This is a genomic window from Streptomyces sp. NBC_00223 (assembly GCF_036199905.1).
Taxonomy (GTDB): domain Bacteria; phylum Actinomycetota; class Actinomycetes; order Streptomycetales; family Streptomycetaceae; genus Actinacidiphila.
This window is the reverse complement of record NZ_CP108109.1, coordinates 2395549-2417735: the sequence shown is the minus strand read 5'-3', so window position 1 is coordinate 2417735 and position 22187 is coordinate 2395549. Positions and strand designations below refer to the sequence as shown.

General features: G+C 71.7%; 22 protein-coding genes and 1 pseudogene. 13 read left to right on the top strand and 10 right to left on the bottom strand.

Annotated features, from left to right (window positions below; all coding sequences use genetic code 11):
• Nucleotides 1-308: 308 nt before the first annotated feature.
• Both OHA30_RS10135 and OHA30_RS10130 read right to left on the bottom strand, forming a co-directional pair.
• Nucleotides 309-662 carry a hypothetical protein gene (locus OHA30_RS10135; protein WP_328913492.1) on the bottom strand — a complete coding sequence of 118 codons (354 nt, stop codon included), beginning with the start codon at nucleotides 660-662 and terminating at the stop codon, nucleotides 309-311.
• A gap of 124 nt (nucleotides 663-786) precedes the next feature.
• Nucleotides 787-2043, bottom strand: a complete 1257-nt coding sequence (locus OHA30_RS10130; protein ID WP_328913491.1) for a helix-turn-helix domain-containing protein — start codon at nucleotides 2041-2043, stop codon at nucleotides 787-789.
• A gap of 361 nt (nucleotides 2044-2404) precedes the next feature.
• Between OHA30_RS10130 and OHA30_RS10125 the strand changes: the two genes are divergently transcribed.
• Entirely contained in the window at nucleotides 2405-2797 is a 393-nt protein-coding gene (locus OHA30_RS10125) for a hypothetical protein (protein WP_328913490.1), read from the top strand.
• A gap of 2 nt (nucleotides 2798-2799) precedes the next feature.
• Here the strand turns inward: OHA30_RS10125 and OHA30_RS10120 are convergent, their stop codons facing one another.
• Entirely contained in the window at nucleotides 2800-3837 is a 1038-nt protein-coding gene (locus OHA30_RS10120) for an NAD-dependent epimerase/dehydratase family protein (protein WP_328913489.1), read from the bottom strand.
• Between the two features lie 205 nt (nucleotides 3838-4042).
• On the opposite strand from OHA30_RS10120, the gene OHA30_RS10115 reads away from it, so the two are divergent.
• The 4 genes and pseudogenes from OHA30_RS10115 (at nucleotide 4043) to OHA30_RS10100 (ending at nucleotide 6456) form a co-directional block, all read left to right on the top strand.
• The gene (locus OHA30_RS10115) at nucleotides 4043-4273 is read left to right on the top strand and encodes a hypothetical protein (RefSeq protein WP_328913488.1); all 231 of its coding nucleotides are present in this window, start codon (nucleotides 4043-4045) and stop codon (nucleotides 4271-4273) included.
• A gap of 36 nt (nucleotides 4274-4309) precedes the next feature.
• Complete coding sequence (locus tag OHA30_RS10110; protein ID WP_328913487.1) at nucleotides 4310-4801, top strand: hypothetical protein; 492 nt, start codon at nucleotides 4310-4312, stop codon at nucleotides 4799-4801.
• Nucleotides 4802-5003: 202 nt separating this feature from the next.
• Nucleotides 5004-5360 (top strand): histidine triad nucleotide-binding protein, encoded by a 357-nt coding sequence (locus OHA30_RS10105; protein ID WP_328913486.1) that lies wholly within the window; start codon nucleotides 5004-5006, stop codon nucleotides 5358-5360.
• Between the two features lie 197 nt (nucleotides 5361-5557).
• Nucleotides 5558-6456 (top strand): annotated as a pseudogene (locus OHA30_RS10100) (ribonuclease Z).
• A 75-nt stretch (nucleotides 6457-6531) separates the two neighbouring features.
• Here OHA30_RS10100 and OHA30_RS10095 read toward each other — a convergent pair.
• Both OHA30_RS10095 and OHA30_RS10090 read right to left on the bottom strand, forming a co-directional pair.
• Nucleotides 6532-7338, bottom strand: coding sequence for an HAD family acid phosphatase (locus OHA30_RS10095; protein WP_328913485.1), 807 nt, complete (start codon nucleotides 7336-7338; stop codon nucleotides 6532-6534).
• 132 nt (nucleotides 7339-7470) lie between these two features.
• A complete protein-coding gene (locus OHA30_RS10090; protein ID WP_328913484.1) occupies nucleotides 7471-8772 on the bottom strand; it encodes a family 4 glycosyl hydrolase in 1302 nt (433 codons plus the stop codon).
• Nucleotides 8773-8842: 70 nt separating this feature from the next.
• Here OHA30_RS10090 and OHA30_RS10085 point away from each other — a divergent pair, with 70 nt between their 5' ends.
• The 4 genes from OHA30_RS10085 (at nucleotide 8843) to OHA30_RS10070 (ending at nucleotide 13600) form a co-directional block, all read left to right on the top strand.
• Nucleotides 8843-9958 (top strand): carbohydrate kinase family protein, encoded by a 1116-nt coding sequence (locus OHA30_RS10085; protein WP_328913483.1) that lies wholly within the window; start codon nucleotides 8843-8845, stop codon nucleotides 9956-9958.
• A gap of 713 nt (nucleotides 9959-10671) precedes the next feature.
• A complete protein-coding gene (locus tag OHA30_RS10080; protein WP_328913482.1) occupies nucleotides 10672-11775 on the top strand; it encodes a PhoH family protein in 1104 nt (367 codons plus the stop codon).
• A gap of 12 nt (nucleotides 11776-11787) precedes the next feature.
• Nucleotides 11788-12282: an rRNA maturation RNase YbeY gene (ybeY, locus tag OHA30_RS10075; RefSeq protein WP_328913481.1), complete on the top strand. Its 495-nt coding sequence runs from the start codon at nucleotides 11788-11790 to the stop codon at nucleotides 12280-12282.
• 19 nt (nucleotides 12283-12301) lie between these two features.
• On the top strand, nucleotides 12302-13600 hold the full coding sequence (locus OHA30_RS10070; protein WP_328913480.1) for a hemolysin family protein: 1299 nt from the start codon (nucleotides 12302-12304) through the stop codon (nucleotides 13598-13600).
• 159 nt (nucleotides 13601-13759) lie between these two features.
• On the opposite strand, the gene OHA30_RS10065 is transcribed toward OHA30_RS10070, so the two are convergent.
• Entirely contained in the window at nucleotides 13760-14665 is a 906-nt protein-coding gene (locus tag OHA30_RS10065) for a LysR family transcriptional regulator (protein WP_328913479.1), read from the bottom strand.
• 144 nt (nucleotides 14666-14809) lie between these two features.
• Here OHA30_RS10065 and OHA30_RS10060 point away from each other — a divergent pair, with 144 nt between their 5' ends.
• Entirely contained in the window at nucleotides 14810-15163 is a 354-nt protein-coding gene (locus OHA30_RS10060) for a YybH family protein (RefSeq protein WP_328913478.1), read from the top strand.
• Nucleotides 15164-15201: 38 nt separating this feature from the next.
• On the opposite strand, the gene OHA30_RS10055 is transcribed toward OHA30_RS10060, so the two are convergent.
• A complete protein-coding gene (locus tag OHA30_RS10055) occupies nucleotides 15202-15396 on the bottom strand; it encodes a hypothetical protein (RefSeq protein WP_328913477.1) in 195 nt (64 codons plus the stop codon).
• A 114-nt stretch (nucleotides 15397-15510) separates the two neighbouring features.
• On the opposite strand from OHA30_RS10055, the gene OHA30_RS10050 reads away from it, so the two are divergent.
• Complete coding sequence (locus OHA30_RS10050) at nucleotides 15511-15891, top strand: cytidine deaminase (RefSeq protein ID WP_328913476.1); 381 nt, start codon at nucleotides 15511-15513, stop codon at nucleotides 15889-15891.
• A gap of 69 nt (nucleotides 15892-15960) precedes the next feature.
• On the opposite strand, the gene OHA30_RS10045 is transcribed toward OHA30_RS10050, so the two are convergent.
• A complete protein-coding gene (locus OHA30_RS10045) occupies nucleotides 15961-16299 on the bottom strand; it encodes a P-II family nitrogen regulator (RefSeq protein ID WP_328913475.1) in 339 nt (112 codons plus the stop codon).
• Nucleotides 16296-17624: an ammonium transporter gene (locus OHA30_RS10040; RefSeq protein WP_405785629.1), complete on the bottom strand. Its 1329-nt coding sequence runs from the start codon at nucleotides 17622-17624 to the stop codon at nucleotides 16296-16298. Before OHA30_RS10040 ends, OHA30_RS10045 begins: the two co-directional genes overlap by 4 nt.
• Before the next feature lie 217 nt (nucleotides 17625-17841).
• On the opposite strand from OHA30_RS10040, the gene era reads away from it, so the two are divergent.
• Nucleotides 17842-18807: a GTPase Era gene (gene era, locus OHA30_RS10035; RefSeq protein WP_328913474.1), complete on the top strand. Its 966-nt coding sequence runs from the start codon at nucleotides 17842-17844 to the stop codon at nucleotides 18805-18807.
• A 780-nt stretch (nucleotides 18808-19587) separates the two neighbouring features.
• Here era and OHA30_RS10030 read toward each other — a convergent pair.
• Nucleotides 19588-20634, bottom strand: a complete 1047-nt coding sequence (locus tag OHA30_RS10030) for an Lrp/AsnC family transcriptional regulator (RefSeq protein WP_328913473.1) — start codon at nucleotides 20632-20634, stop codon at nucleotides 19588-19590.
• Nucleotides 20635-20754: 120 nt separating this feature from the next.
• On the opposite strand from OHA30_RS10030, the gene OHA30_RS10025 reads away from it, so the two are divergent.
• Nucleotides 20755-22170: an MFS transporter gene (locus OHA30_RS10025; RefSeq protein ID WP_328913472.1), complete on the top strand. Its 1416-nt coding sequence runs from the start codon at nucleotides 20755-20757 to the stop codon at nucleotides 22168-22170.
• Nucleotides 22171-22187: the final 17 nt, after the last annotated feature.

Below are 22187 nucleotides of genomic sequence, written 5' to 3'. Positions count from 1 at the left end.
TGGGTTGCTCCGGTCGCGGACGCAACCGAAGAAGTCAGTGGGGTGTGGCTTCCGGCCGCCAGCGACGGACGTGGAAGGCGGAAAGGGCGGGCCGGTCCCGGCCAGGGGCCCGCTACTTCAGGAGGGGAAGCAGTTGGTGCACGGCGCAGAGCGCCGGAACGGTGATCAGGACAATGGGCGCGCCGGGACGATGCCGGGACCGCCGCACTCCATTCCTTGCCCCCTCTGCGGGACCACCGGCAGGCGCCGCTTCAGGAGATGGCCGCGTGCGTCGCAGTAACCGCATCTGGGGGCGGATCGCTTGCGGCTCACCCGGTGGCGTCGAGCGGGCGAGCTTTGCGTGACTCGGCGACGCGGAGGGTGTCGCCCAGGCACTCGGTCAGACGGTTGGCGAGCCGGCGCAGTTCGTCAGCGGACAGGTCGGGACCGAGGCCATCGGCACTGAGCATCTTCCGGGCATGTCCGAGTACGCCGCGGCCCATGCCAAGTTGGACGCTTTCGATCTGGTCGACGACCGTTGCCAGACGATTGTCGTCGGTGAGCAGGTAGCAGGGGCGGCCGTCTTCAGTACGCCAGGGCAGCAGGCGGGCCACCGGGTGCCCGGTTGCTGCGTCGGCGAGGTTGCGTCGGCGCTGGTGCTCTCCGTCTGTACGGTGTGCCATCTCGGCCCCTCTTACGCTGTGCGGCTGAACGCATGCACAACGTAAGAGAAGGGTGGAGCGGCAGGTACTCATGCGGAGTTCGCGTTCCTGGCACGCCTTCAGGTACTGCTACGTTGCGTTGTAGTCAGCCGATGATGCCCAGGTGGCGGCCTACTTCGCGCATCTCGGCGGGGAGGCTGCGCTTGCGCTTGGCGGCGATCTCCTGCCATGCGTCGACGGCGGCCTTCTGGTGGAGCAGCCAGTCGGGCGCGGTGCGGTAGAGGTGGTGCAGGTCTTCTCCCGCGCGCGTCGTGTCGCCGGTGCGGGCGTAAGCGCGGGTTACGTCCAGGGCGAACCGGTTGCGATCGCCACGGCTTGGGCCTCCTGTGCGCTTCCACGTTTTTGGGGAAAGTGCTTCTTCGTTTTCGGCTCTGCGCACGACCGTTCGTACGTCGCCGATGACCATCGCGTCTTCCACGGACTTCATGGCTGCTGTGACGGGACCGAAAGGGCCTTCGATGCCATGCAAGTCGTATTCGTGCTGGCGTCCGATAGCAGCGGCGGCGACAGAAGCCGCGCGGCGGTATTCCTTTGCTTCCTTCGGCCGGTTGTTGCGGACAGCTGCTGCGGCGGCCTCCATCGCCACCGCACCCCACACGGCGTATTGGCCGGGTTCGGAGTCCATGAGCTTGGGCTCTACCAGGTCCATGGCCCGGACTGCGGCGTCCTCGGCTTCGTCGAACCGGCCGGTCCGCAACAGCACGAAACACAGCCCCCGTACCTGAGCGGCTGTCACCCGGGGGTCTTGGGCGTTACGTGCGTCGGTGATCGCGCCCCGGATCGCGGTATGGGCGATGTCGAACTGGCGGACCTGGGTGAGGTACCGGCCGGTCAGGCCCAGCACATCCACGCGGGCCAGCAGCGCGTGCCGGCGTTCCTCACCATCGCTGTAACAGGCGACGGCGGCGTCGGCGTCACGGACCAGGCCGGGCAGGACGGCGGCGAGGCTTTCGTACCGTCCCGCCGGGTAGAGCAGGGCGGCATCCTGCGTCCTGCGCCGCAACCGGTTCAAGCTGGGCTCCTCGTCGGCTGACGGGATGCGGGAATCCGCCGTGAGGGTCAGCGCGAGAGGCGGAGTCAGGGCGATACGCAGGGCCTGGAGACTGAGGCGTTCGCCTGGGACATGCCGTTGCGGATTGGGCGGGTCTTCGGCGAGAAGCTGGGAAGTCCTGATGCCCAGAGCACGGGCGATGGTGTGGAGGGTTTCGATACGGACGCTGCCGCCCTGTTCGACTTTTTGAATGGTGCCGGTGGACAGTTCGGCTTCGTCGGCAAGCTGTTCCTGGCTGAGCCCGGCCATACGCCGGAACTTGCGGACGTTGTCGCCGAGATCTGCGGTCATGGCGACCCCCTTTCACCATTCAGAGTACGGCCGTTGAGCAGGGCCAGCAGCAAGCAAAAGGCCACGCAACGTGGGTGGTGCGGTGCGGGCGAGCGGCCGGGTGGAGGGTGTTCGGCCGGTGTCCTGTCCCGGGTGGGGCCAGGCATGGTCAGGGGGCCGTAGGCTTTCCGGCAACCTGGGCAGGCTGTGGACCTGCCCGCCAGGGGCCCGGATGACCCCCTGGGCCTGCCCGGCGAGGGGCCCCGCCTCGGGAAATGGCTCAAGACCCGCAGGCCGTCCACTCCAGGGGGGCAGCGAAGACCGGGACGAACTCCACGACGACATCGGAGGAGAATTCGGCTTTCCGGCGGCGAGAGTCGCAATGAGCAATGCGACAACGTATCTGCTGCTCAGGGACCCGGATGGTGCCCATGAGGCCGCCAGTAGTGCACTTCGGCTGCTGAACGCTGCCCCGGAGGGGGATCGCGAGGTGGCTGTTTCGGCGCAGGCATCTGTTGATCTCGCCCGCGCCCGGCTGCTTCGGAGGGACTTGGACGGTGCGCAGGAGGCCCTGGAACCGGTGTTTCAGGTGCCCGCCGGGTGGCGCGGAGCCGGCATTCTGGAGCGCATCTCCGGTGTGCGTTCCGAGCTTTGCCGCCCGGATTTCCACGGAGCGCACATCGCCGAGAACTTGGGAGAGCGGATCGAGGACTTCGCGGCCGCGTCGACTGCGAGGCTGACCAACGGAACCTCCGGGTTCGCTATCGAGGCGTGATCTCACTGTCCGAGTCGAGTGAGGATTCTCCTCTCCTTCTCCGGTGTGATCCCGTGATCCAGCCAACGGGGATGTTCTACCGGGACACCGCCCCGGCGCAGCCAGTCCCAGGTGTCCGCGACAGTGTCGGCGAGCGGCCGGCAGGTGAGGCCCGCCGTCTGAGCCCGTTCGGACGAGACGCGCCAGACGCCGGCGTTCGTCCGCCACAGGGGCAGTTCCGTCCACTGCTGAACGCGTTCGTTGGTGAGAACGTCATCGGGTGCCCAGACGAGGTGGCCTTCTGCGCCAGTGGCGTTCAGACATGACTCCAGGAGAGTTCTCATGGTGTCCCGACCGAGAGGAGCGACGACGTTGAACGTTCCCGCACCAACCGTTGTGGCCTGATCCAAGGCGAAGCTGGCGACATCTCTCACATCTACAGGCTGGATGTCCTTGTCCGGGTGACCGGGCGCGAGTATCGCTCCGCCCCGCGCGGCGCGATTCAGCCACCAGGGCAGGCGGCCTACGTATTCACCGGGGCCCAGGATGACGCCGGGGCGCAGAATTGACACACGTTCAGCCCCGAAGGCGGCCTGAACGGCCCGCTCCGCACCGGCTTTCTGGCGGCCGTAGTACCAGTCGGGGCCATCCCAGTCTGCTGGAAGGCGTCCGTAGTCAATGTCGGCGTCGGCAGGCCCGTCCAGGACCTCCGAGTTCTCCGTCAGTGGCTCGTCCGGCCAGCCCTTGTAGGCATTCACGGTGGAGATGTATACGTAACGTCCCGTCACAGGTGCCAGGTATTTCGCAGCTGCGAGGACATCGCGCGGCGCCAGTTCGGACGCAGACGTGTCGACCACCATGTCCCAGGGGCCAGACCCGGACCTGGCAAGCCGTGCGAGATCAGCGGCGACCGTGCGGTCTCCGTGTATCTCCCGGACACCGTGGGCTGCCGCACCGGATCTGCCCCGGTTGAAGGCGGACACCGTCCAGCCCCGGGCAACCGCCTCCTCCGTGACCGCTTTGCCCAAGAACCAAGTCCCGCCCAGCACAAGAACGTTCATGCGTACGATCTTCCCCGCCCGCAAGCTACTGGCGCCATGGCCCCGCGCGACCACGCGTCGTCCCCGTCCGGCCGCGTGACCGCCAGGACAGTCGTGCTCGTCCTGGCTCGGGAAGGCGGGAGCATTCGACCGGCGGCTACCATCCGTGCTGACGCGTGCCCGCGTACCCACCCCGGGGGTGAGTCATATGCGTAAGGAGCCAGCCATGACCTACCGTGGCCTGATCCTCGACTTCGGGGGCGTCCTCACCATCCGGATGCGGCTCAACGGCGAAGCCTTCGAGCGCAGCGAGGGCCTGGTCCCCGGCGCGTACTTCCACGCGCTGGGCGAGCATCCGGACGGGGTGGCGATCTACAAGGCGCTGGAAGTCGGCGAAGCCACGCAGGAGCAGTGGGGGCCACGGAACTTCGGCACCCGTACGAGAAGCCCGCGCTAGGCTCCGCGAGCAACTCGCCGACTGACAGGGGACACTGTGACCATCCTCGCCGTGACCGGCCACATGGACCTCACTGACGCTTCCGTACCTCTTGTTCGAGCTGCCCTCGGCCGGCTCGTGCGCGAGCTGGCCGACGGCGAACTCGTCGGTGTCCCCTGTATTGCCGCTGGGTCGGACTCCTTGTTCGCCGAGGCTGTCCTGGACGCGGGCGGGCGCCTCGTCGCCGTGATCCCGTCCCGCGACTACCGAGAGACGAAGGTCAAGAAACCGCACGCCGCACAATTCGACCGGCTCCTGGCGGCAGCCACGGAGGTGGTGGTGATGGACCATGACACCGCCGGCCGAGAAGCCTACGAGGCCGCCAACAGCGAACTGCTGCGTCGGGCTGACAGGCTCGTCGCAGTCTGGAACGGCATGCCTCCCGGCACCAAAGGGGGCGGCACCGCCGATGTGGTCGAGGAAGCTCGCTCCCTCGGCCTCCCCGTCGAGGTCGTCTGGCCGACCGGCACCGAGCGGCGTAACGGGTGAACTTCTCACCGGGGCTGACCGCGGCCCCAGTACGGGCAGAAGGAACGGTCCACGTGGGGCGGGTCGCCGCGGCGGCCGGATGCCGCCCGGCAGCGGGCCGGGCCCGGGACGCGAGCGGTTGTATTCCGGCTGCACCCCGCGTAAGGGGCTCGCGCGGATACGATGCCAGCGCACGTGAATTCGCGACCACGAGGGGACCGCCATGGCGGGAGAACCGCAGGCCGACTGCCTGTTCTGCAAGATCGCCGGTGGGGAGATCCCCGCGACCGTCGTCCGCGAGACGGCGACCACCCTCGCGTTCCGCGACATAAACCCGCAGGCCCCGACGCATGTCCTGGTCATCCCCCGGGTGCACTACCCGGACGCTGCCTCGCTCGCCGCGGGCGACCCGGCCGTGACCGCCGACGTGCTGCGGGAGGCGGGCGAAGTGGCCGCGCAGGAGAAGATCGACGGCACGGGCTACCGGATCGTCTTCAACACCGGCCCCGGCGCGGGCCAGACCGTCTTCCACGCGCACGCCCATGTCCTGGGCGGCCGCGACCTCCAGCGCCTGGTCTGAGCGAACGGCCCGCGAGGGCCCGGACGGCCCGGGCCGCTCCGAGGCTCCCGACCGACGGCCCGGCCCGCCCCGACCGACGGCGCGCCCCGACCGGCGGCCCGCGCCGCCGCCCCTTCCGACGGCCCGGCCCGGGCCGCCCCTTCCGGCGGCCCGGTCCGCCGGCCAGACCCCGACGCCCCCACAACCCAAGGGCCCCCGTGCGTGAACTGATCGTCCTCGGCACCGCCAGCCAGGTCCCCACCCGGCAGCGCAACCACAACGGTTATGTGCTGCGCTGGGACCGCGAGGGCATCCTCTTCGACCCCGGCGAGGGCAGCCAGCGCCAGATGCTGCATGCCGGGGTCGCGGCGCACGACCTGACCCGGATCTGCGTCACCCACTTCCACGGCGACCACTCCCTGGGCCTCGCGGGCGTCGTCCAGCGGATCAACCTCGACCGCGTCCCGCACCCGGTCACCGCCCACTACCCGGCGAGCGGGCAGCGCTATTTCGACCGTCTGCGCTACGCCACCGCCTACCGCGAGACCGCCGATCTGCGCGAAGTCCCGGTCACCGGGGACGGCCCGGTGGCCGTCACCCCCGCCTTCACCCTGTCGGCGGCGCTGCTGTCGCACCCCGTGGAGTCGTACGGATACCGCCTCACCGAGCCCGACGGCCGCCGGCTGCTGCCCGAACTCCTGGCCGCGCACGGTATCTCGGGGCCCGCGATCGGCCGCCTCCAGCGCGAGGGCGCGGTCGACGGCGTCGCCCTGGAGGAGGTCAGCGAGCACCGCCCCGGCCAGGTCTTCGCCTTCGTCATGGACACCCGTATGTGCGACGCGGTCGGGCAACTGGCCGAGGGTTGCGACCTGTTGGTCATCGAGTCGACTTCCTCGACGAGGACGCGGAACTCGCCGAGGACCACGGTCATCTGACGGCAGGTCAGGCAGCGGAGACCGCCCGCGAGGCCGGTGTCCGCCATCTCGTGCTCACCCACTTCTCGCAGCGCTACCCCGACCCGGAGGTCTTCGAGCGGCAGGCCCGAGCGGCGGGTTTCACCGGTGAACTCACCGTCGCCCAGGACCTGATGCGCGTCCCGGTCCCCAAGCGCCGCTGAGAACCGGGACGTTGGGCGGGCCCGCGCCAGGCCGTACCCGGGGCCCGGGCCCGCCCGTACCGGAACCGGCTACGGCTAGGGCAGGTAGTACATCGGGTTGGGCAGCTTGAAGGACTTGTCCGCGTGCCCGCCGGACAGATCGCTGTACTGGTCACCGAAGTTGGCCACGATGTTGTACCCCAGCGACTCGATGTGCGCCCGGGTCCCGGCCTTGTACTCGATCGTCGTACAGCTCGCGCCGCACGCCAGATACGCGGGCGGGGTGGCCGTGTTCTTCAGGTAGAGGTGGGCGGTGTCGACGGGCGCCCTGTAGCCGACGGCGGTCAGGTTGCGTACGGTGTCGGCGCGCTGCGACTCCGGGCGGCCGGTGATCCAGAAGACCGTGATCCCCTTGGCGGCCGCCCAGTTGGTGAGGGTGGCCATGCCGAAGACGGAGCCCATGTTCTTGGTGTCGAGGTACGTCTGGTTGCTCGCCGGGGTGTAGTTGAAGCCCACCTCCAGCTCGTAGTTGTACGTCAGCAGGCTGGTGTCGTCCACGTCGAGGACGATCGCGGGCTTGGCGGCGTGCCCGCCGTGCCCGGCGTTCCGCGTGGTGGCGTGGGAGGAGAGATAGGACTTCGCCTGGGCCTCGATACCGGCCAGTTGCCTGGCGTAGTTGCTCGTGGCGGAGGCCCAGTGCTCGCCCGAGGAGTCCACCGTGTCGCCGTAGTACGCCTTGATCTGGGAGACCACGTCGGTGAGGTTGGGGATCTCCTTGTCGCTGCGCGGTACGGAGTTGTTCGCGGTGGCGGCGCCGACGCCGTAGAACGTGGCGCCCAGGGTGACCGCGGCGGCGGTCACGGCGAGCGCTCGGGCGCGGGCGGACAAGCGGGCACGGGGCATGACGGTGCTCCTTCAACGCTGAGTTGGTGCCGCGAAACGTAGACCCCAGCATCAGGGCAGGTCAAGCCTTGTCTACGCGCGTGGTGAAAACCCGGGCCGCCACCCGGTGCTAACGCCCTGTTCAGGGGCCCGTCACCACCCCGAGGCAGTCAGAATCCGGCTCGCGGCCGCCGCGGAGTCCACCAGCGGATGCAACGCCAGCGCGCGCAGCGCCGCCGTGCGCGAACCGGTGGCCGCCGCCTCGATCACCGCCCGCTCCACGGCTTTCAGCGCCAGCATCAGCCCCGCCTGGTGCTCGTCCGGCGGTGCCACCGGCAGCGGCCGCGCCCCGAACGCCCCGACCTCGCACGGAACTTCGACCACCGCGTCCGGGTCGAGGACAGAAACCGCCCCGCCGCCGGGCACATTGAGGATCAGTACGGTCCGCTCGTCGCGTGCCACCGCCCGCATCAGCGCCAGCGCCACCCGGTCGTAGCCGCCGCCGTCCAGGTCGTGCGGGTCGCGCTGCCAACCGCCGCTGGCGGCACGGCTGTCGGCCATGTACGTCTCCTCGCGCTCCCGCCGGGTCCGCTCCCACAGCCGGTACGCCTCGGCCGGTGACGCGTCCGCCGACGCGAAGAAGTCCGACTGCTGCCGGTCCAGGAACTCCCCCCGGGTCGCGGCCGCTTCCCGTACCGCGGCCAGGGCCTCGCGCCGGAAGTAGTAGTAGTGCAGATACTCGTTGGGCAGCGAGCCGAGCGCCGCCAGCCATTGCGCGCCGAACAGCCGGCCCTCCTCGAAGGTGCCCAGCGCGGCCGGGTCCGCGAGCAGCGCGGGCAGCAGGTCGCGGCCGTCCACGGTCAGCCGTCGCAGCCAGCCCAGATGGTTCAGGCCGACGTAGTCGTAGCCGAAGCCCGGCGCGTCCGGGTCCGCGCCCGCCGCCCGCGCCGCCCGCCGGACCAGGCCCACAGGCGAGTCGCAGATGCCGATCACCCGGGGACCCAGCACCCGGGACATCGCCTCGGTGACCATGCCCGCGGGATTGGTGAAGTTGATCACCCACGCGGAGGGCGCGACCGCCTTGACGCGTTCGGCCACCTCGACGGCCACCGGCAGCGTACGCAGCCCGTACAGCACCCCGCCCGCGCCCACCGTCTCCTGCCCGAGCACCCCCTCGGCCAGCGGCACCCGCTCGTCGCGCACCCGGCCGGCCGTGCCGCCGACCCGGATCGCCGAGAAGACGAAGTCCGCCCCGCGCAGGGCGTCGTCCAGGCCGGTGGCGACCCGTACGGCCGGCCCGCCGGGACCCGCCCCCGCCAGCACCGCCCCGATCACCCGCAGCCGCCGCGGGTCCGTGTCGTACAGCACGACCTCGTCCACCGTCGGATCGTCCCGCAGTGCCCGCAGGACCAGCGGCACCCGGAACCCGCCGCCGCCCAGAATCGTCAGCCTCATCAGATCTCGTTTCCTCACGGTCCCACGGCGGTGCTACGCCTCCGCCCGGTCATCGTGCACAGTGTCAGCCATGGACGACCAGCCCGTTCTCGACCCGCTCGGCGCTCTGCGCACCCCGGGGGATCCGGCGACCGACGTCTACCTGACCGGCACCGTCTTCCTCGACATCATCTTCACCGGCCTCGACAGCGCCCCCGTGCGCGGCACCGAGTCCTGGGCCCGCGGCATGGGATCGAGCCCCGGCGGCATCGCGAACATGGCCACCGCGCTGGCCCGGCTCGGTCTGCGCACGACGCTCGCCGCGGCCTTCGGCGACGACATGTACGGCGACTACTGCTGGGACAGCCTGCGGGCGGGCGAGGGCATCGACCTCACCCCGTCCCGGCGCATCCCCGGCTGGCACTCGCCGGTGACCGTCTCCATGGCCTACGAGGGCGAGCGGACCATGGTCAGCCACGGCCACCGGGCGCCCCCGCCCGAGGGCGCGGTGCCGGCCTGCCCACCGCCGGCCCGGGCGGCGGTCGCCTCGCTCGGGCGGCGCGGCGAGCACGGGCCGGGGGAGGGCGAGCAGGAGTGGATCGCCGAGGCCGCCGCCACCGGCACCCGGATCTTCGCCGACGTCGGCTGGGACGAGACCGGCCGCTGGGACCCCGCCGACCTCGACGGGCTGCGGCACTGCGCCGCCTTCCTGCCGAACGCCGAGGAGGCCATGCGCTACACCCGCGCCGCCTCCCCCCGCGAGGCCGCCCGCAGGCTCGCCGAACGCGTGCCGCTGGCGGTCGTCACCCTGGGCGCGGAGGGCGCCTACGCGGTGGACTCCGCGAACGGCGAGACCGCCGAGGTGCCCGCCCTCGCGGTGGAGGCGCTGGACCCGACGGGCGCGGGAGATGTCTTCGTCGCCGGGTTCGTCACCGGCACGCTGGCCGGCTGGCCGCTCGCCGACCGGCTGGCCTTCGCCTCGCTGTGCGCGGCCCTGTCCGTCCAGGAGTTCGGCGGGTCGCTCTCGGCGCCCGGCTGGATCGAGATCGCGGGCTGGTGGGAGCAGGCCAAGGCGTACGCGGGGCAGACCGCGGACCACCGGGAGGCGGTCTGCCGCTACGGCTTCCTCGAAGCGCTGCTGCCCACCGGGACGCGGCCGTGGCCGCTGCGGCGGGCGGTCCCGACGATCGGTTTCCGCCCGGCCTGAGGGCCCGCTCGCGCGGCGGGTTCGCGGCCCGGTGCGGGTGGCTCCGGGTCCCGGGGCGCCCGGCCCCTGCCCCGGGCCACCTCCGACGGCCGGTTCCGTCCGGCATCAGGGGCCGCTCGCGCGGCGGTTCTCGGGGCCCTTGCTGACCCGACAGTCGGCTACGTGGCTCTCGCCACCCGGCTTCGTGGAGCGCAGTGGCGGCCCGGTGCGGCTGTCTCCGGGTTCCGGGTGCCCGGTCCCTGCCCTGGGCCACCTCCGACGGCCGGTTCCGTCCGGGGTGAGGGTTCGCTCGCGCGGCGAGTTCGCGGGCCCTCGCTGGTCCCGCAGTCGGCCATGTGGCTGTCGCCATCCGGCTTCGCGGCGCGCAGTGGCGGTCCGGTGCGGGTGGCTCCGGGTTGCGGGGTGCCCGGCCCCTGCCCCGGGCCACGTCCGACGGCCGGTTTCCGCCCGGCGTGACGGGTCGCTCGCGCGGCGGTTCACAGGGCCCGGGGCCCGGCGGCCTGCTACCGGGCCCAGGCGGCCCGCCCCCGGGGCTCCGACGCCGCCCATACCGTCCGTAATCACCCGTCGGGCCCGGCCGCGAGGCCGCCCGTACGACCCCACCGGCAAATCCCCTCGGCGGGCGGCGCCCCGAGTCGTAGGCTTGGTAGCCCAAGGGCCCTCCGGGCCCTCGATCAGCAGAAGGCGGGATGAGCAGGCCTTAGCGCCGGCCCATGACTCAGACACCGACAAAGCAGCAGCCGCAGCCGCCGCAGCAGGCGCGCGCCCACTTCGTCGTACCGGCCAAGCACCCCATGGTGACCGTCCTGGGATCGGGAGACGCCCTTCTGCGCGTGATCGAGCAGGCGTTCCCGGCCGTCGACATTCACGTACGCGGCAATGAGATCAGCGCCGTCGGCGACGCCCCCGAGGTCGCGCTCGTGCAGCGGCTCTTCGACGAGATGATGCTCGTGCTCCGCACCGGCCAGCCCCTGACGGAGGACGCCGTCGAGCGCTCCATCGCCATGCTCCGGGCCAACGGCAGCGCGGTGGACACGGACGCGGAGACCCCCGCCCAGGTCCTCACGCAGAACATCCTCTCCAGCCGCGGCCGCACGATCCGCCCCAAGACGCTCAACCAGAAGCGTTACGTGGACGCGATCGACCGTCACACCATCGTCTTCGGCATCGGCCCGGCCGGTACCGGCAAGACGTATCTGGCCATGGCCAAGGCGGTCCAGGCCCTGCAGTCCAAGCAGGTCAACCGGATCATCCTGACCCGGCCGGCCGTCGAGGCTGGCGAGCGGCTTGGCTTCCTGCCCGGCACCCTGTACGAGAAGATCGACCCGTATCTGCGCCCGCTCTACGACGCGCTGCACGACATGCTGGACCCGGACTCGATCCCCCGTCTGATGGCCGCCGGCACGATCGAGGTCGCCCCCCTCGCCTACATGCGCGGCCGCACCCTGAATGACGCGTTCATCATTCTCGACGAGGCGCAGAACACCAGCGCCGAGCAGATGAAGATGTTCCTGACCAGGCTCGGGTTCGACTCCAAGATCGTCATCACCGGTGACGTCACCCAGGTGGACCTGCCCAGCGGGACCAAGAGCGGGCTGCGCCAGGTGCAGGAGATCCTCGACGGCGTCGAGGACGTCCACTTCTCCCGGCTCACCAGCACCGACGTGGTCCGTCATAAGCTGGTCGGACGCATCGTGGACGCCTACGAGCGGTACGACAACGCCGTCGCCGAGGCCACCACGGATCGCGCCGGCAACCGCTCGGGCAACGGCAGGTCCGTCGCCAACGGCAACCGCGCCAGGACCAACGGAAAGTAACCAACCCACCCCATGGCGATCGACGTCAACAACGAGTCCGGCTGGGAGATCGACGAGCGGGCGGTCCTCGACACCGCCCGCTACGCCCTCCAGCGCATGCGCATCCATCCGCTCTCCGAACTCTCGGTGATCGCGGTGGACGCGGACGCGATGGAGCAGCTTCACCTCCAGTGGATGGATCTGCCGGGGCCCACGGACGTCATGTCCTTCCCGATGGACGAGCTGCGTCCCGGCAAGGAGGACGAGGAGCCCTCGCAGGGGCTGCTCGGTGACATCGTGCTGTGCCCCGAGGTCGCGAAGAAGCAGGGCGAGGACGCGCCGACCAAGCACTCGATGGACGAGGAGCTGCAACTGCTCACCGTCCACGGCGTGCTGCACCTGCTCGGCTACGACCACGAGGAGGCGGACGAGAAGGCCGAGATGTTCGGTCTCCAGAAGACGATCCTCGACGACTGGCGGGCCGAGCGCGGTCTGGACGGGCCCTCGCCCGCTCCCACCACCCACTGACGGCGACGGCACCCTTCGGATGATCGTCTACGCCGTACTGCTCGTCGTCGTCGCCTGGCTGGCCGCCTGCGCGGAAGCGGGTATCGCCCGGATCTCCCGCTTCCGCGCCGAGGACGCGCTGCGTTCGGGCCGCAGGGGCGCCGCGAACCTGCTCGCGGTCGCCGCCGACCCGACGCGCTACCTCAATGTGGCGCTGCTGGTCCGGGTCGCCTGCGAGACGTCCGCGGCGGTGCTCATCACCGTCGTCTGCGACCGGCACTTCACCGCGACCTGGCAGGTGCTGTGCGTCGCGATCGGGGTGATGGTCCTGGTGTCGTACGTGGCCGTGGGCGTCTCGCCGCGCACGATCGGGCGTCAGCACCCGATGAACACCGCGACCGTCGCGTCCTACGTACTGCTGCCGCTGGCCCGGGTGATGGGGCCCGTGCCCGGGCTGCTGATCCTGATCGGCAACGCGCTCACGCCCGGGAAGGGCTTCAAGCGCGGGCCGTTCGCGAGTGAGGCCGAGCTGCGGGCCATGGTGGACCTCGCGGAGTCGCAGTCGCTGATCGAGGACGAGGAGCGCCGGATGGTGCACTCGGTCTTCGAGCTGGGTGACACGATCGTGCGTGAGGTGATGGTGCCGCGCACGGAACTGGTCATGATCGAGCGGTTCAAGACGGCCCGTCAGGCGATGACGCTGGCGCTGCGCAGCGGCTTCTCGCGCATCCCGGTCACCGGGGAGAGCGAGGACGACGTGGTCGGCTTCGTCTACCTCAAGGATCTCGCGCGGCGGGTGCACATCAACCGGGAGTCCGAGAGCGATCCGGTCTCGTCGCTGATCCGGCCGGCGGCGTTCGTGCCCGACACGAAGAACGCGGGGGATCTGCTGCGGGAGATGCAGCGGGACCGCAACCATGTCGCGGTCGTGGTGGACGAGTACGGGGGTACGGCGGGGATTGTCACGATCGAGGACATCCTGGAGGAGATCGTCGGCGAGATCACCGACGAGTACGACCGGGAGACGCCGCCGGTGGAGGAGCTGGGCGAGGACCGTTACCGGGTCACCGCGCGACTCGACATCGGTGACCTGGGGGATCTGTACGGGGTGCTGCTCGACGACGACGATGTGGAGACGGTCGGGGGGCTGCTCGCGAAGGCGCTCGGGCGGGTGCCGATTCCCGGGGCGACGGCGGTGGTCCCGCTCCCCGAGGACGCGTCCCCGGCCGGCCGGCACCCGGCCGCCCTCCGCCTCACCGCGGAAACCCAGGCCGGCCGCCGCAACCGCATCGGCACGGTCCTGGTAGAACCCACCCCCCCCGCTTCCAGCCCGGCCTAACCACCCCCGCCGTGCCCCGGCGCTGCCTCTCCGCCTCCGGCGCAGACTTGTGACGACGGCGTCGCCCCTCACTTCTCCGCCGCGACGGCGGGACGCGGGACGGCGCAACCCGGCGGTGCCGAACCCGCCGCCGTGGCGGAAAGTGGGGGTGACGCCGAGTCACAAGGTACCGCCGGGGGCGGAGGGGGAGAGGAAGGTGCGGGCGTGGTGGGTGAAGGCGCGAGCGGCCGGCCCGGCAGGGGCACCCGTGCGCCACGCCAGGACCAGCCTTGACCTCAGCGCGGGGCGCGCGACCCGCACTACCCGCACGCCCGGAGACGCCGCCGCCAGAGACTCCGGCAGCATCGCCACCCCCAACCCCTGCGCGGCGAGCGCAACCAGTACCTCCGGATTCCCCGCCTCGAACCCGATCCGGGGCCTGAACCCCGCCGCCGCACACCCCGCGTCCACCGCGGCCCGCAACCCCGTCCCCCGCGGCAGCGTGATCAACGGCCGTTCGGCCAGCGCGCCCAGCGCCACCGACGTACGCCCGGCCAGCGGATCCCCGGGCGCCACGGCCGCGACCAGTTCCTCGTCGCGGACCGTCTGCGTACCGACCCCCTCGGGCGCGTCGCCCGCCAGCCCCGCGAACGCCAGGTCGTAGCGCCCGTCGAGCAGCCCCCGCAGCAGCCGGTCCGACGTGTCCTCGGCGAGCGTGATCTCCACCCCGGGGTGCGCCCGGTGGAAGCCGGCGAGCAGCCCGGGAACGTTCATGTCCGCGCCCAGCGAGGTGACCGTGCCGATCGCGACCCGCCCCCGGACCAGCCCGGACAGCTCCTGGACGATCAGCCGCGCCCCGGCCACCGCGTCGAGGGCGGCCCGCGCGTACGGCAGGACCGCCTCCCCCGCCTCGGTGAGCCGTACCGTACGGCCCGTACGGTCGAACAGCGGCTGCCCCAGCTCCCGTTCGAGCTGCTTGATCTGCGCGCTGACGCCCGGCTGGGCGACACGCAGCCGGGCCGCGGCCCGCGTGAAGCCGCCCTCGTCGGCCACCGCCACCAGGTATTCGAGCTGCCGCAGTTCCATAACCAAACATGCTAGCTCGCAGAAGATCCAGATCTTGGACTTATGGAACGCGGCCCCCCACCATGGAAGGGAAGGCGCAGGAAAGCACACCGCACGGCGTACCGAACGGCACACCGCACGGGGGACGAACGAGGGAGAACCACCATGACCGAGAACCGTGAGCGGGCCACCCACCCCGAGGACATCGCCCGGCTGTTCGTGGCCCGGGTGAACTCCGGTGATCTGGACGGGATCCTGGAGCTGTTCGAGCCGGACGCGGTGGTGGCCTTCCCGATCGACCACCCGTCGCAGGGCACCGCGGCGCTGCGCGAGCTGTACGCGGGGCTGCTGGCGGCCAAGCCGGTCTTCGAGGTCGAGGAGCCGCTGCCCACGCTGATCAGCGGGGACCTCGCGCTGACCTCGACCCGCCCGAAGGACGGCACCGGGGGCCGGGTCCAGGTCGCCCGCCGCCAGCCCGACGGCAGCTGGCTGCGTGTGATCGACCGCCCGGAGTCCTGACCCCGCGCAACCCGGGCCGGCCCGGGGGCCGGCCGCGCTCAGAACGAGATCTGCCCGATCATGCCGAACAGATTCGTACTGACCGACTGGATCGACGTGGCCAGGCTCGTGTCGGAGAGATAGAAGCCGAAGGCCCCGCAGGCCAGCGCGTGCGAGAACTTGAGCGAGCCGCTGCGGTGCAGGAAGAACCAGGCGACGGCGAGCGCGATGACCAGGGGCAAGTGCAGAAACATGGCGTACCACCTCGGGTGAGGACGCTGCTGGCCCCAGGCTAGGCGCGGGTCGCCGAACGCGCATGTGCAACCGCGCAGGGTGACGGACCGAGGCGACGCCCTATGATCGCCCGTATGAGCGAACCGCAGCCGCAGGGCGCCGCCGCCCCCGCCGCCCCCGAGAACCCCGAAGACCGCAAGCTCATCACGCTGGCCAGGTCCGCCCGGGCCCGCAACGGCGTGTCGGAGGGCGCGGCCGTACGCGACGAGACCGGCCGCACCTACGTGGCCGGTTCCGTGACGCTGGAGTCGCTGCGGCTCACCGCGCTGCAGACCGCCGTGGCCATGGCGGTGGCCAGCGGCGCGGAGTCCCTGGAGGCGGCGGCGGTCGTCACGGCCGCCGACCGCGCGGCTGACACCGACCGGGCCGCCGTACGCGACCTCGGCGGCCCGGACACCCCGGTGATCGTCGCGGGCCCCGACGGCACGGTACGGTCCACGGTCACCGCGGGCTGAGCCCCGGCCACCGCGCACACCACCGCGCGGGAAGCCCGGCCCCGGCCCCGGCACAGCGCCCGGCCCGGCTCACAGCGCGTCAGGCCCGCGTTCCCCGGTCCTGACGCGCACCGCCGTCTCCACCGGCACCGACCACACCTTGCCGTCGCCGATCTTCCCGGTCCTGGCCGCAGCGACCAGCGCGGCGATCACCGCCTCCGCCTCCGCGTCCTCGACCAGCACCTCGACCCGCGCCTTCGGCACGAGGTCCACCCGGTACTCCGCGCCGCGGTAGACCTCGGTGTGCCCGCGCTGCCGCCCGTAGCCGCTCGCCTCGGTGACGGTCAGGCCCTGCACCCCCATCTCCTGGAGGGCCGTCTTCACGTCGTCCAGCTTGTACGGCTTGATGACGGCGGTGACCAGCTTCATGCCAGTGGGCTCCTGTCCTGGGCGGATGAGACGGCGCGTGTGGCGGCCGAGTGCGACATTCCGTGCGTGAGTACGCCGTGATCGTAGGCGGTCTCGGCGTGCACGGTCAGGTCCAGCCCGGTGCGTTCCTGCTCCTCGCTCGCCCGGAAGCCCATCAGCCGCTCGACGGCCAGGCCGATGCCGTACGTCATGGAGAACGCGTACGCCCCGACCGCCGCCACCGCGACCGCCTGCCGGCCCAGCTGGCCGAACCCGCCGCCGTACAGCAGGCCCTCCCGGCCGCCGGTCATCGTGGCCGTCGCGAGCAGGCCGATCAGCAGGGTGCCGACGATGCCGCCCATCAGGTGTACGCCCACCACGTCCAGCGAGTCGTCCACACCCCAGCGGAACTTCCAGCTCACCGCGTACGAGCAGACGATGCCGGCCGCCAGGCCCACCGCGACCGCGCCGATCAGGTCCACGCTGCCGCACGACGGGGTGATCGCCACCAGGCCCGCGACCGAACCGGACGCGGCGCCCAGCGTGGTGGCGTGGCCGTCCCTGCGCTTCTCGACCAGCAGCCAGCCCAGCAGCCCGGTGCAGCCCGCGGCCTGGGTGTTGAGGAAGGCGGCGGCCGCGAGCCCGTTGGCGCCCATCGCCGACCCGGCGTTGAAGCCGAACCAGCCGAACCACAGCAGGCCCGCGCCCAGCAGCACCAGCGGTACGTTGTGCGGCCGCATCGACTCCTTGCGGAAGCCCAGCCGCGGTCCGAGCACGATCGCCAGTGCGAGACCGGACGACCCCGAGCACACCTCGACGACCGTGCCGCCCGCGAAGTCCAGTGCGTGCAGTCTGCTCACGATCCAGCCGCCGGTGCCGAACACCCAGTGCGCGACGGGTACGTATACCGCCAGCGTCCACACCAGCACGAAGACCATCCACGCGCCGAACCGGGCCCGGTCGGCGACGGCCCCGCTGATCAGCGCGGCCGTGATGATCGCGAAGGTCAGCTGGAAGGTCGCGAAGAGCAGCGTCGGCACATGGCCGGTGACCGACTTCGGCCCGATGCCGCGCATGCCGAGGTGGTCGAGGTTGCCGATCAGGCCCAGGCCGTCCGCGTCCCTGCCGAAGGCCAGGGTGTAGCCGGCGATCAGCCACACCACCGTGACCAGCGCGATCGACACGAAGCTCATCATGAACATGTTGAGCACGCTCTTGCTGCGGACCATGCCGCCGTAGAAGAGCGCGAGGCCGGGCGTCATCAACAGCACCAGGGCGGTGGCGGCAAGCAGCCAGGCGGTGTCGCCCGCGTCGAGAGCGGGCTGACCGGCGGACAGGAGCAGCACGGGGGCTTCCCTTCGATCGGCGGTTACGAAGAGAGTCGGCCGCGCGCGTTACCGGATGTGGGCATATGTGTTTCCGCCGTGTTTCGTGTTGCGCGGGGGTTGCGAGGGGGTTTCGGTGCGTTCGGCGGGTCCGGGCCGCGCCCTGTCTCCGGCCTTGTCATGGCCGGTGCGCGGCCGGGCGTGCTCGTACCCCTTCCGGATCGGGGAGAATGGGGCCATGAGCGCTCGTACCCCTGCTTCTCCCGCTGCTCCCCGGACCGCTGCCGACCCCGCGCACCGGTCCGGTTTCGCCTGCTTCGTCGGCCGTCCCAACGCCGGGAAGTCCACCCTCACGAACGCTCTGGTCGGCCAGAAGGTGGCGATCACCTCCAACCGGCCGCAGACCACCCGGCACAGCGTGCGCGGCATCGTGCACCGGCCGGACGCGCAGCTCGTGCTCGTCGACACCCCCGGGCTGCACAAGCCACGTACGCTGCTCGGCGAGCGGCTCAACGACGTCGTGCGCACGACCTGGGCGGAGGTCGACGTGATCGGCTTCTGCCTGCCCGCCGACCAGAAGCTCGGTCCTGGCGACACGTTCATCGCGCGCGAGTTGGCCGGGATCAAGCGGACCCCGAAGATGGCGATCGTCACCAAGACGGACCTGGTCGACGCGAAGGTGCTGCGGGAGCAGCTGCTCGCCGTCGACAAGCTCGGCCGGGACCTGGGCATGGAGTGGGCCGAGATCGTGCCGGTCTCGGCGGTCGGCGGTGAGCAGGTCGACCTGCTGGCCGACCTGCTGATCCCGCTGCTGCCCGAGGGGCCGATGCTCTACCCCGAGGGCGACCTGACCGACGAGCCCGAGCAGGTGATGGTCGCGGAGCTGATCCGCGAGGCCGCGCTCGAGGGGGTACGGGACGAGTTGCCGCACTCCATCGCGGTCGTCGTGGAGGAGATGATCCCGCGCGAGGGGCGCCCGGAGAACCGGCCGCTGCTCGACATCCACGCGAACCTCTACATCGAGCGGCCGAGCCAGAAGGGCATCGTCATCGGCCCCAAGGGCGCGCGCCTCAAGGAGGTCGGCATGAAGTCCCGCGCGCAGATCGAGGCGCTGCTGGGCACGCCGGTCTTCCTCGACCTCCACGTCAAGGTGGCGAAGGACTGGCAGCGCGACCCGAAGCAGCTCCGCAAACTCGGCTTTTAGCCCTCCCGGCGGGAAGTCCCGGGGCCGGCGCGGCCCCCAATCGCGCCGGCCCGGCCAGCTGTCCGGAGGCCGGCGTGGCCCCTGGGGGTACCCCTGGGCGAAGCCTGGGGGAGGAACTGCGCGGGCGACCCACCACCGGCCCGGTGGTCGGGCGCGGGTGTGTGTGGGCGCGTCCCCGATTTTCCGCCGCAGCGGTGTTCAGCCACGGTGGTGTGGCCCGGCGGTGTTGTTCCGGCCGGTTGGGTGCCGCCGGGTTCCGGCGTTCCGCTTCCCGCCGTTGCGGCGGTTCAAGGGGGGCGCCCTTTGCCCTGTCCGGGCGTGGGATTGCGGGGAGGCGTGCGTCCCCGATTTTCCGCCGCAGCGGTGTTCAGCCACGGTGGTGTGGCCCGGCGGTGCCGTTCCGGCCGGTTGGGCACCGCCGGGTTCCGGCGTTCCGCTTCCCGCCGTTGCGGCGGTTCAAGGGGGGCGCCCTTTGCCCTGCCCGGGCGTGGGATTGCGGGGAGGCGTGCGTCCCCGATTTTCCGCCGCAGCGGTGTTCAGCCACGGTGGTGTGGCCCGGCGGTGCCGTTCCGGCCGGTTGGGCACCGCCGGGTTCCGGCGTTCCGCTTCCCGCCGTTGCGGCGGTTCAAGGGGGTGCCCTTTGCCCTGCCCGTGGGGGCGGGGGTTGTGGGGCCAGCTGCCCCCCGGGCGCGCGCGGGGGTTGTGGCGGGCCGCCCGCCGGGCGGAGGGGGGCCACGGCCCGCGAGGGCTGGGCGGATGGTTGGACACTCCCCAGTGGCCCTACGTGCGGTCGCTTTCCGCGAGGTGGGGGCTCGCCGGGTCCAGGCGGGGGCTGGAGCTCTTCAGGGTGCGGTGGATCGGGGCCGTCTCCGTGTGGCGCACACCGGGCAGTGCCGCGACCGGCCCGGTCACGTAGCGGTAGAGCGCCTCGGAGTCCCGGCAGTTGACCGTCGCGTAGATGTTCGTCGTTCCGGTGGTCGCCCCCGCGAAGGCCACCTCCTGGTGCGCCGCCAGCGCCTCGCCCGCCTCGGCCAGCCGGGACGGCTCGACCTCCATCCACAGCGCCACCCGCAGATCGGGCAGCAGCGCCCGCCGGTTGAAGTCGAGGTCGTAGTAGAGCGCGCCGGACGCCCGCAGCTCCGACAGCCGGCGCCGTACGGTCGACCGCGACCAGCCCGTGGCGGCGGCCAGCTCCGCCGTGGGCGTGCGGCCGTCGATCGAGAGCAGTTCGAACAGCCGCAGGTCGCCCTGGGTGACCCGCACCGGGTCCGTCATTGAGGCGACCAGCGGCCGCGGCGGCGCGTCCTCCGGGGTCAGCGCGCGCACCTCGTCGGGCGTCAGCGGACCCTTGCGGCTGACCGGACTCAGATCGCGCCCGAAGAAGACGTGCAGCATCGCGTGCGCGGTCACCTGGAGCACCTGCGGGGTCCGCGGCAGCTTCTGCAGCAGCGGCGCGTCGCCCCGGCCGGGGGTCGCGGCCTGCGCGAGGCAGAAGATCTCGGTGCCGCCGGAGAGCAGGCTCACCCACCGGGTGTCGGTGCGCCGGGCCAGCGCCTCGCCGATCGCCCCGGCCGCGTCCGGCGTGGAGCGCACCCGCAGCAGCCACATCGTCAGCCCGACCCGCAGCGGGTCGGCCAGACCCACCACCCGGAAGGTCGCCGTGGACCGCATCCGGCCGTAGCGCCTGGCCACCGTCTGGTCCGAGACGCCCAGCACCTCGCCGATCCGGCGGAAGGGGGCGCGGCCGTCCACCTGGAGGGCCTGCACGATGCGCTGGTCGAGTTCGTCGAATCCGCTCATCGGGCGCCATGTGGTGTCGGAATCCATCCCAGAAGGCTAGAGGATGTCGGATTGTGGCGTAACCAAGCCGGTGGCTGCGGTAACGGCCGGGCGTGCCGGATTGTGGGACCGCCACACTCCCACGATCCCGAAACGGAGTCCCCTCCCATGCGTAAATGGCTGCCCCTCGTGGCGATCTGCCTGGGCGCCTTCATCCTGCTGGTCGACGTCACGATCGTGAACGTCGCCCTGCCGAGGATGGCCGACGAACTGCACGCGTCCTTCGCGTCACTCCAGTGGGTGATGGACGTGTACGCGCTCGCGCTCGCCGCGCTGCTGATGGTCGCCGGTTCGCTCGCGGACCTCTTCGGCCACCGGCGGCTGTACGCGGCCGGGCTGGTCGTCTTCGCCCTGGCCTCGCTGGGCTGCGCGCTCTCGCCGAACGCGGCCGTGCTGATCACCTTCCGGGCCGTACAGGGCGTGGGCGGCGCGGCGATGTTCGCCACCTCGGCGGCGCTGGTCGCCGCGACCTACCAGGGCCGGGACCGCGGGGTCGCCTTCGGTGTGTGGGGCGCGGTCAACGGCGCCGCCGCCGCGGCCGGCCCCATCATGGGCGGGCTGCTCACGCAGGGCTTCGGGTGGGAGGCGATCTTCCTGGTCAACCTGCCGATCGCGGTCGTCGCGGTGGCGCTGACCCTGCGGGTGCTGCCCGCCGGGCGGCGCGGCGCGGGCCGGATCGACCTGCCGGGCGCGACGACCTTCACCCTGGCCGCGGCCGCGCTCACCTACGCGCTGATACGCGGCGGCGAGCATGGCTGGAGCGGTCGGCCGACGCTGGCCGCCTTCGTGGTCGCGGCGCTCGCCTCGGTGGCCTTCGTGGTCGTCGAGCGGCGGTCCGCGCACCCGATGCTGGAACTCGCGCTGCTGCGGCGGCCGTCCTTCGCCGGTCTGATGGCCGGCGCGCTGCTCTACCAGGCGGCGGCGTTCAGCGGACTGGTCTTCGTCTCGCTGTGGCTCCAGAACGTGCTGGGCCTGAGCCCGGTGCGCGGCGGGCTCGCGGTGATGCCGCTGGCCGGTACGGCGTTCGTGGCGGCGGCGCTGTCCGGGCGCTTCCTGCACGGGGTCGCGCCGCGGGTGCCGATCGGCGGCGGGCTGCTGCTCATCGCCGTGGGATCGCTGACGATGGGTCTGACGATCTCCGAGGGCTCCGGGCAGTCGGCGCTCTTCGCCGGTCTCGCGATCGTGGGCGTCGGGGTCGGCGTGGCCACGCCGGTGATGGTGTCGGCGGCCGTGGAGTCGGTGCCCCCGCAGCGGGCCGGAATGGCGGGCAGCGCGATCAACACCTCCCGGCAGCTCGGGATGACGCTGGGCATCGCGCTGTTCGGGGCCGTCTTCACCAGCCGGCTGCGCTCGGTGCACGGTGTCCGGGCGGCGTACGCGTCCGGGCTCGACCGGATCTCCTTCTACGCGGCGGGCGCCGCTCTGGTCGGCGGGGTGCTCGTACTCGCCCTGGTCCGCGCCTCGCGCCACGCGGAGGCCGTCCCGGCGCCCGCGCCGCAGGCCAAGGTCCCTACGGCCGGCTGACGCGGGGATCGCCGTGC

Coding starts and splice junctions, on each gene's coding strand:
- OHA30_RS10135 (WP_328913492.1), bottom strand. CDS start 662: ATGGCACACCGTACAGACGGAGAGCACCAGCGCCGACGCAACCTCGCC.
- OHA30_RS10130 (WP_328913491.1), bottom strand. CDS start 2,043: ATGACCGCAGATCTCGGCGACAACGTCCGCAAGTTCCGGCGTATGGCC.
- OHA30_RS10125 (WP_328913490.1), top strand. CDS start 2,405: ATGAGCAATGCGACAACGTATCTGCTGCTCAGGGACCCGGATGGTGCC.
- OHA30_RS10120 (WP_328913489.1), bottom strand. CDS start 3,837: ATGAACGTTCTTGTGCTGGGCGGGACTTGGTTCTTGGGCAAAGCGGTC.
- OHA30_RS10115 (WP_328913488.1), top strand. CDS start 4,043: ATGACCTACCGTGGCCTGATCCTCGACTTCGGGGGCGTCCTCACCATC.
- OHA30_RS10105 (WP_328913486.1), top strand. CDS start 5,004: ATGGCGGGAGAACCGCAGGCCGACTGCCTGTTCTGCAAGATCGCCGGT.
- OHA30_RS10095 (WP_328913485.1), bottom strand. CDS start 7,338: ATGCCCCGTGCCCGCTTGTCCGCCCGCGCCCGAGCGCTCGCCGTGACC.
- OHA30_RS10090 (WP_328913484.1), bottom strand. CDS start 8,772: ATGAGGCTGACGATTCTGGGCGGCGGCGGGTTCCGGGTGCCGCTGGTC.
- OHA30_RS10085 (WP_328913483.1), top strand. CDS start 8,843: ATGGACGACCAGCCCGTTCTCGACCCGCTCGGCGCTCTGCGCACCCCG.
- OHA30_RS10080 (WP_328913482.1), top strand. CDS start 10,672: ATGACTCAGACACCGACAAAGCAGCAGCCGCAGCCGCCGCAGCAGGCG.
- ybeY (WP_328913481.1), top strand. CDS start 11,788: ATGGCGATCGACGTCAACAACGAGTCCGGCTGGGAGATCGACGAGCGG.
- OHA30_RS10070 (WP_328913480.1), top strand. CDS start 12,302: ATGATCGTCTACGCCGTACTGCTCGTCGTCGTCGCCTGGCTGGCCGCC.
- OHA30_RS10065 (WP_328913479.1), bottom strand. CDS start 14,665: ATGGAACTGCGGCAGCTCGAATACCTGGTGGCGGTGGCCGACGAGGGC.
- OHA30_RS10060 (WP_328913478.1), top strand. CDS start 14,810: ATGACCGAGAACCGTGAGCGGGCCACCCACCCCGAGGACATCGCCCGG.
- OHA30_RS10055 (WP_328913477.1), bottom strand. CDS start 15,396: ATGTTTCTGCACTTGCCCCTGGTCATCGCGCTCGCCGTCGCCTGGTTC.
- OHA30_RS10050 (WP_328913476.1), top strand. CDS start 15,511: ATGAGCGAACCGCAGCCGCAGGGCGCCGCCGCCCCCGCCGCCCCCGAG.
- OHA30_RS10045 (WP_328913475.1), bottom strand. CDS start 16,299: ATGAAGCTGGTCACCGCCGTCATCAAGCCGTACAAGCTGGACGACGTG.
- era (WP_328913474.1), top strand. CDS start 17,842: ATGAGCGCTCGTACCCCTGCTTCTCCCGCTGCTCCCCGGACCGCTGCC.
- OHA30_RS10030 (WP_328913473.1), bottom strand. CDS start 20,634: ATGGATTCCGACACCACATGGCGCCCGATGAGCGGATTCGACGAACTC.
- OHA30_RS10025 (WP_328913472.1), top strand. CDS start 20,755: ATGCGTAAATGGCTGCCCCTCGTGGCGATCTGCCTGGGCGCCTTCATC.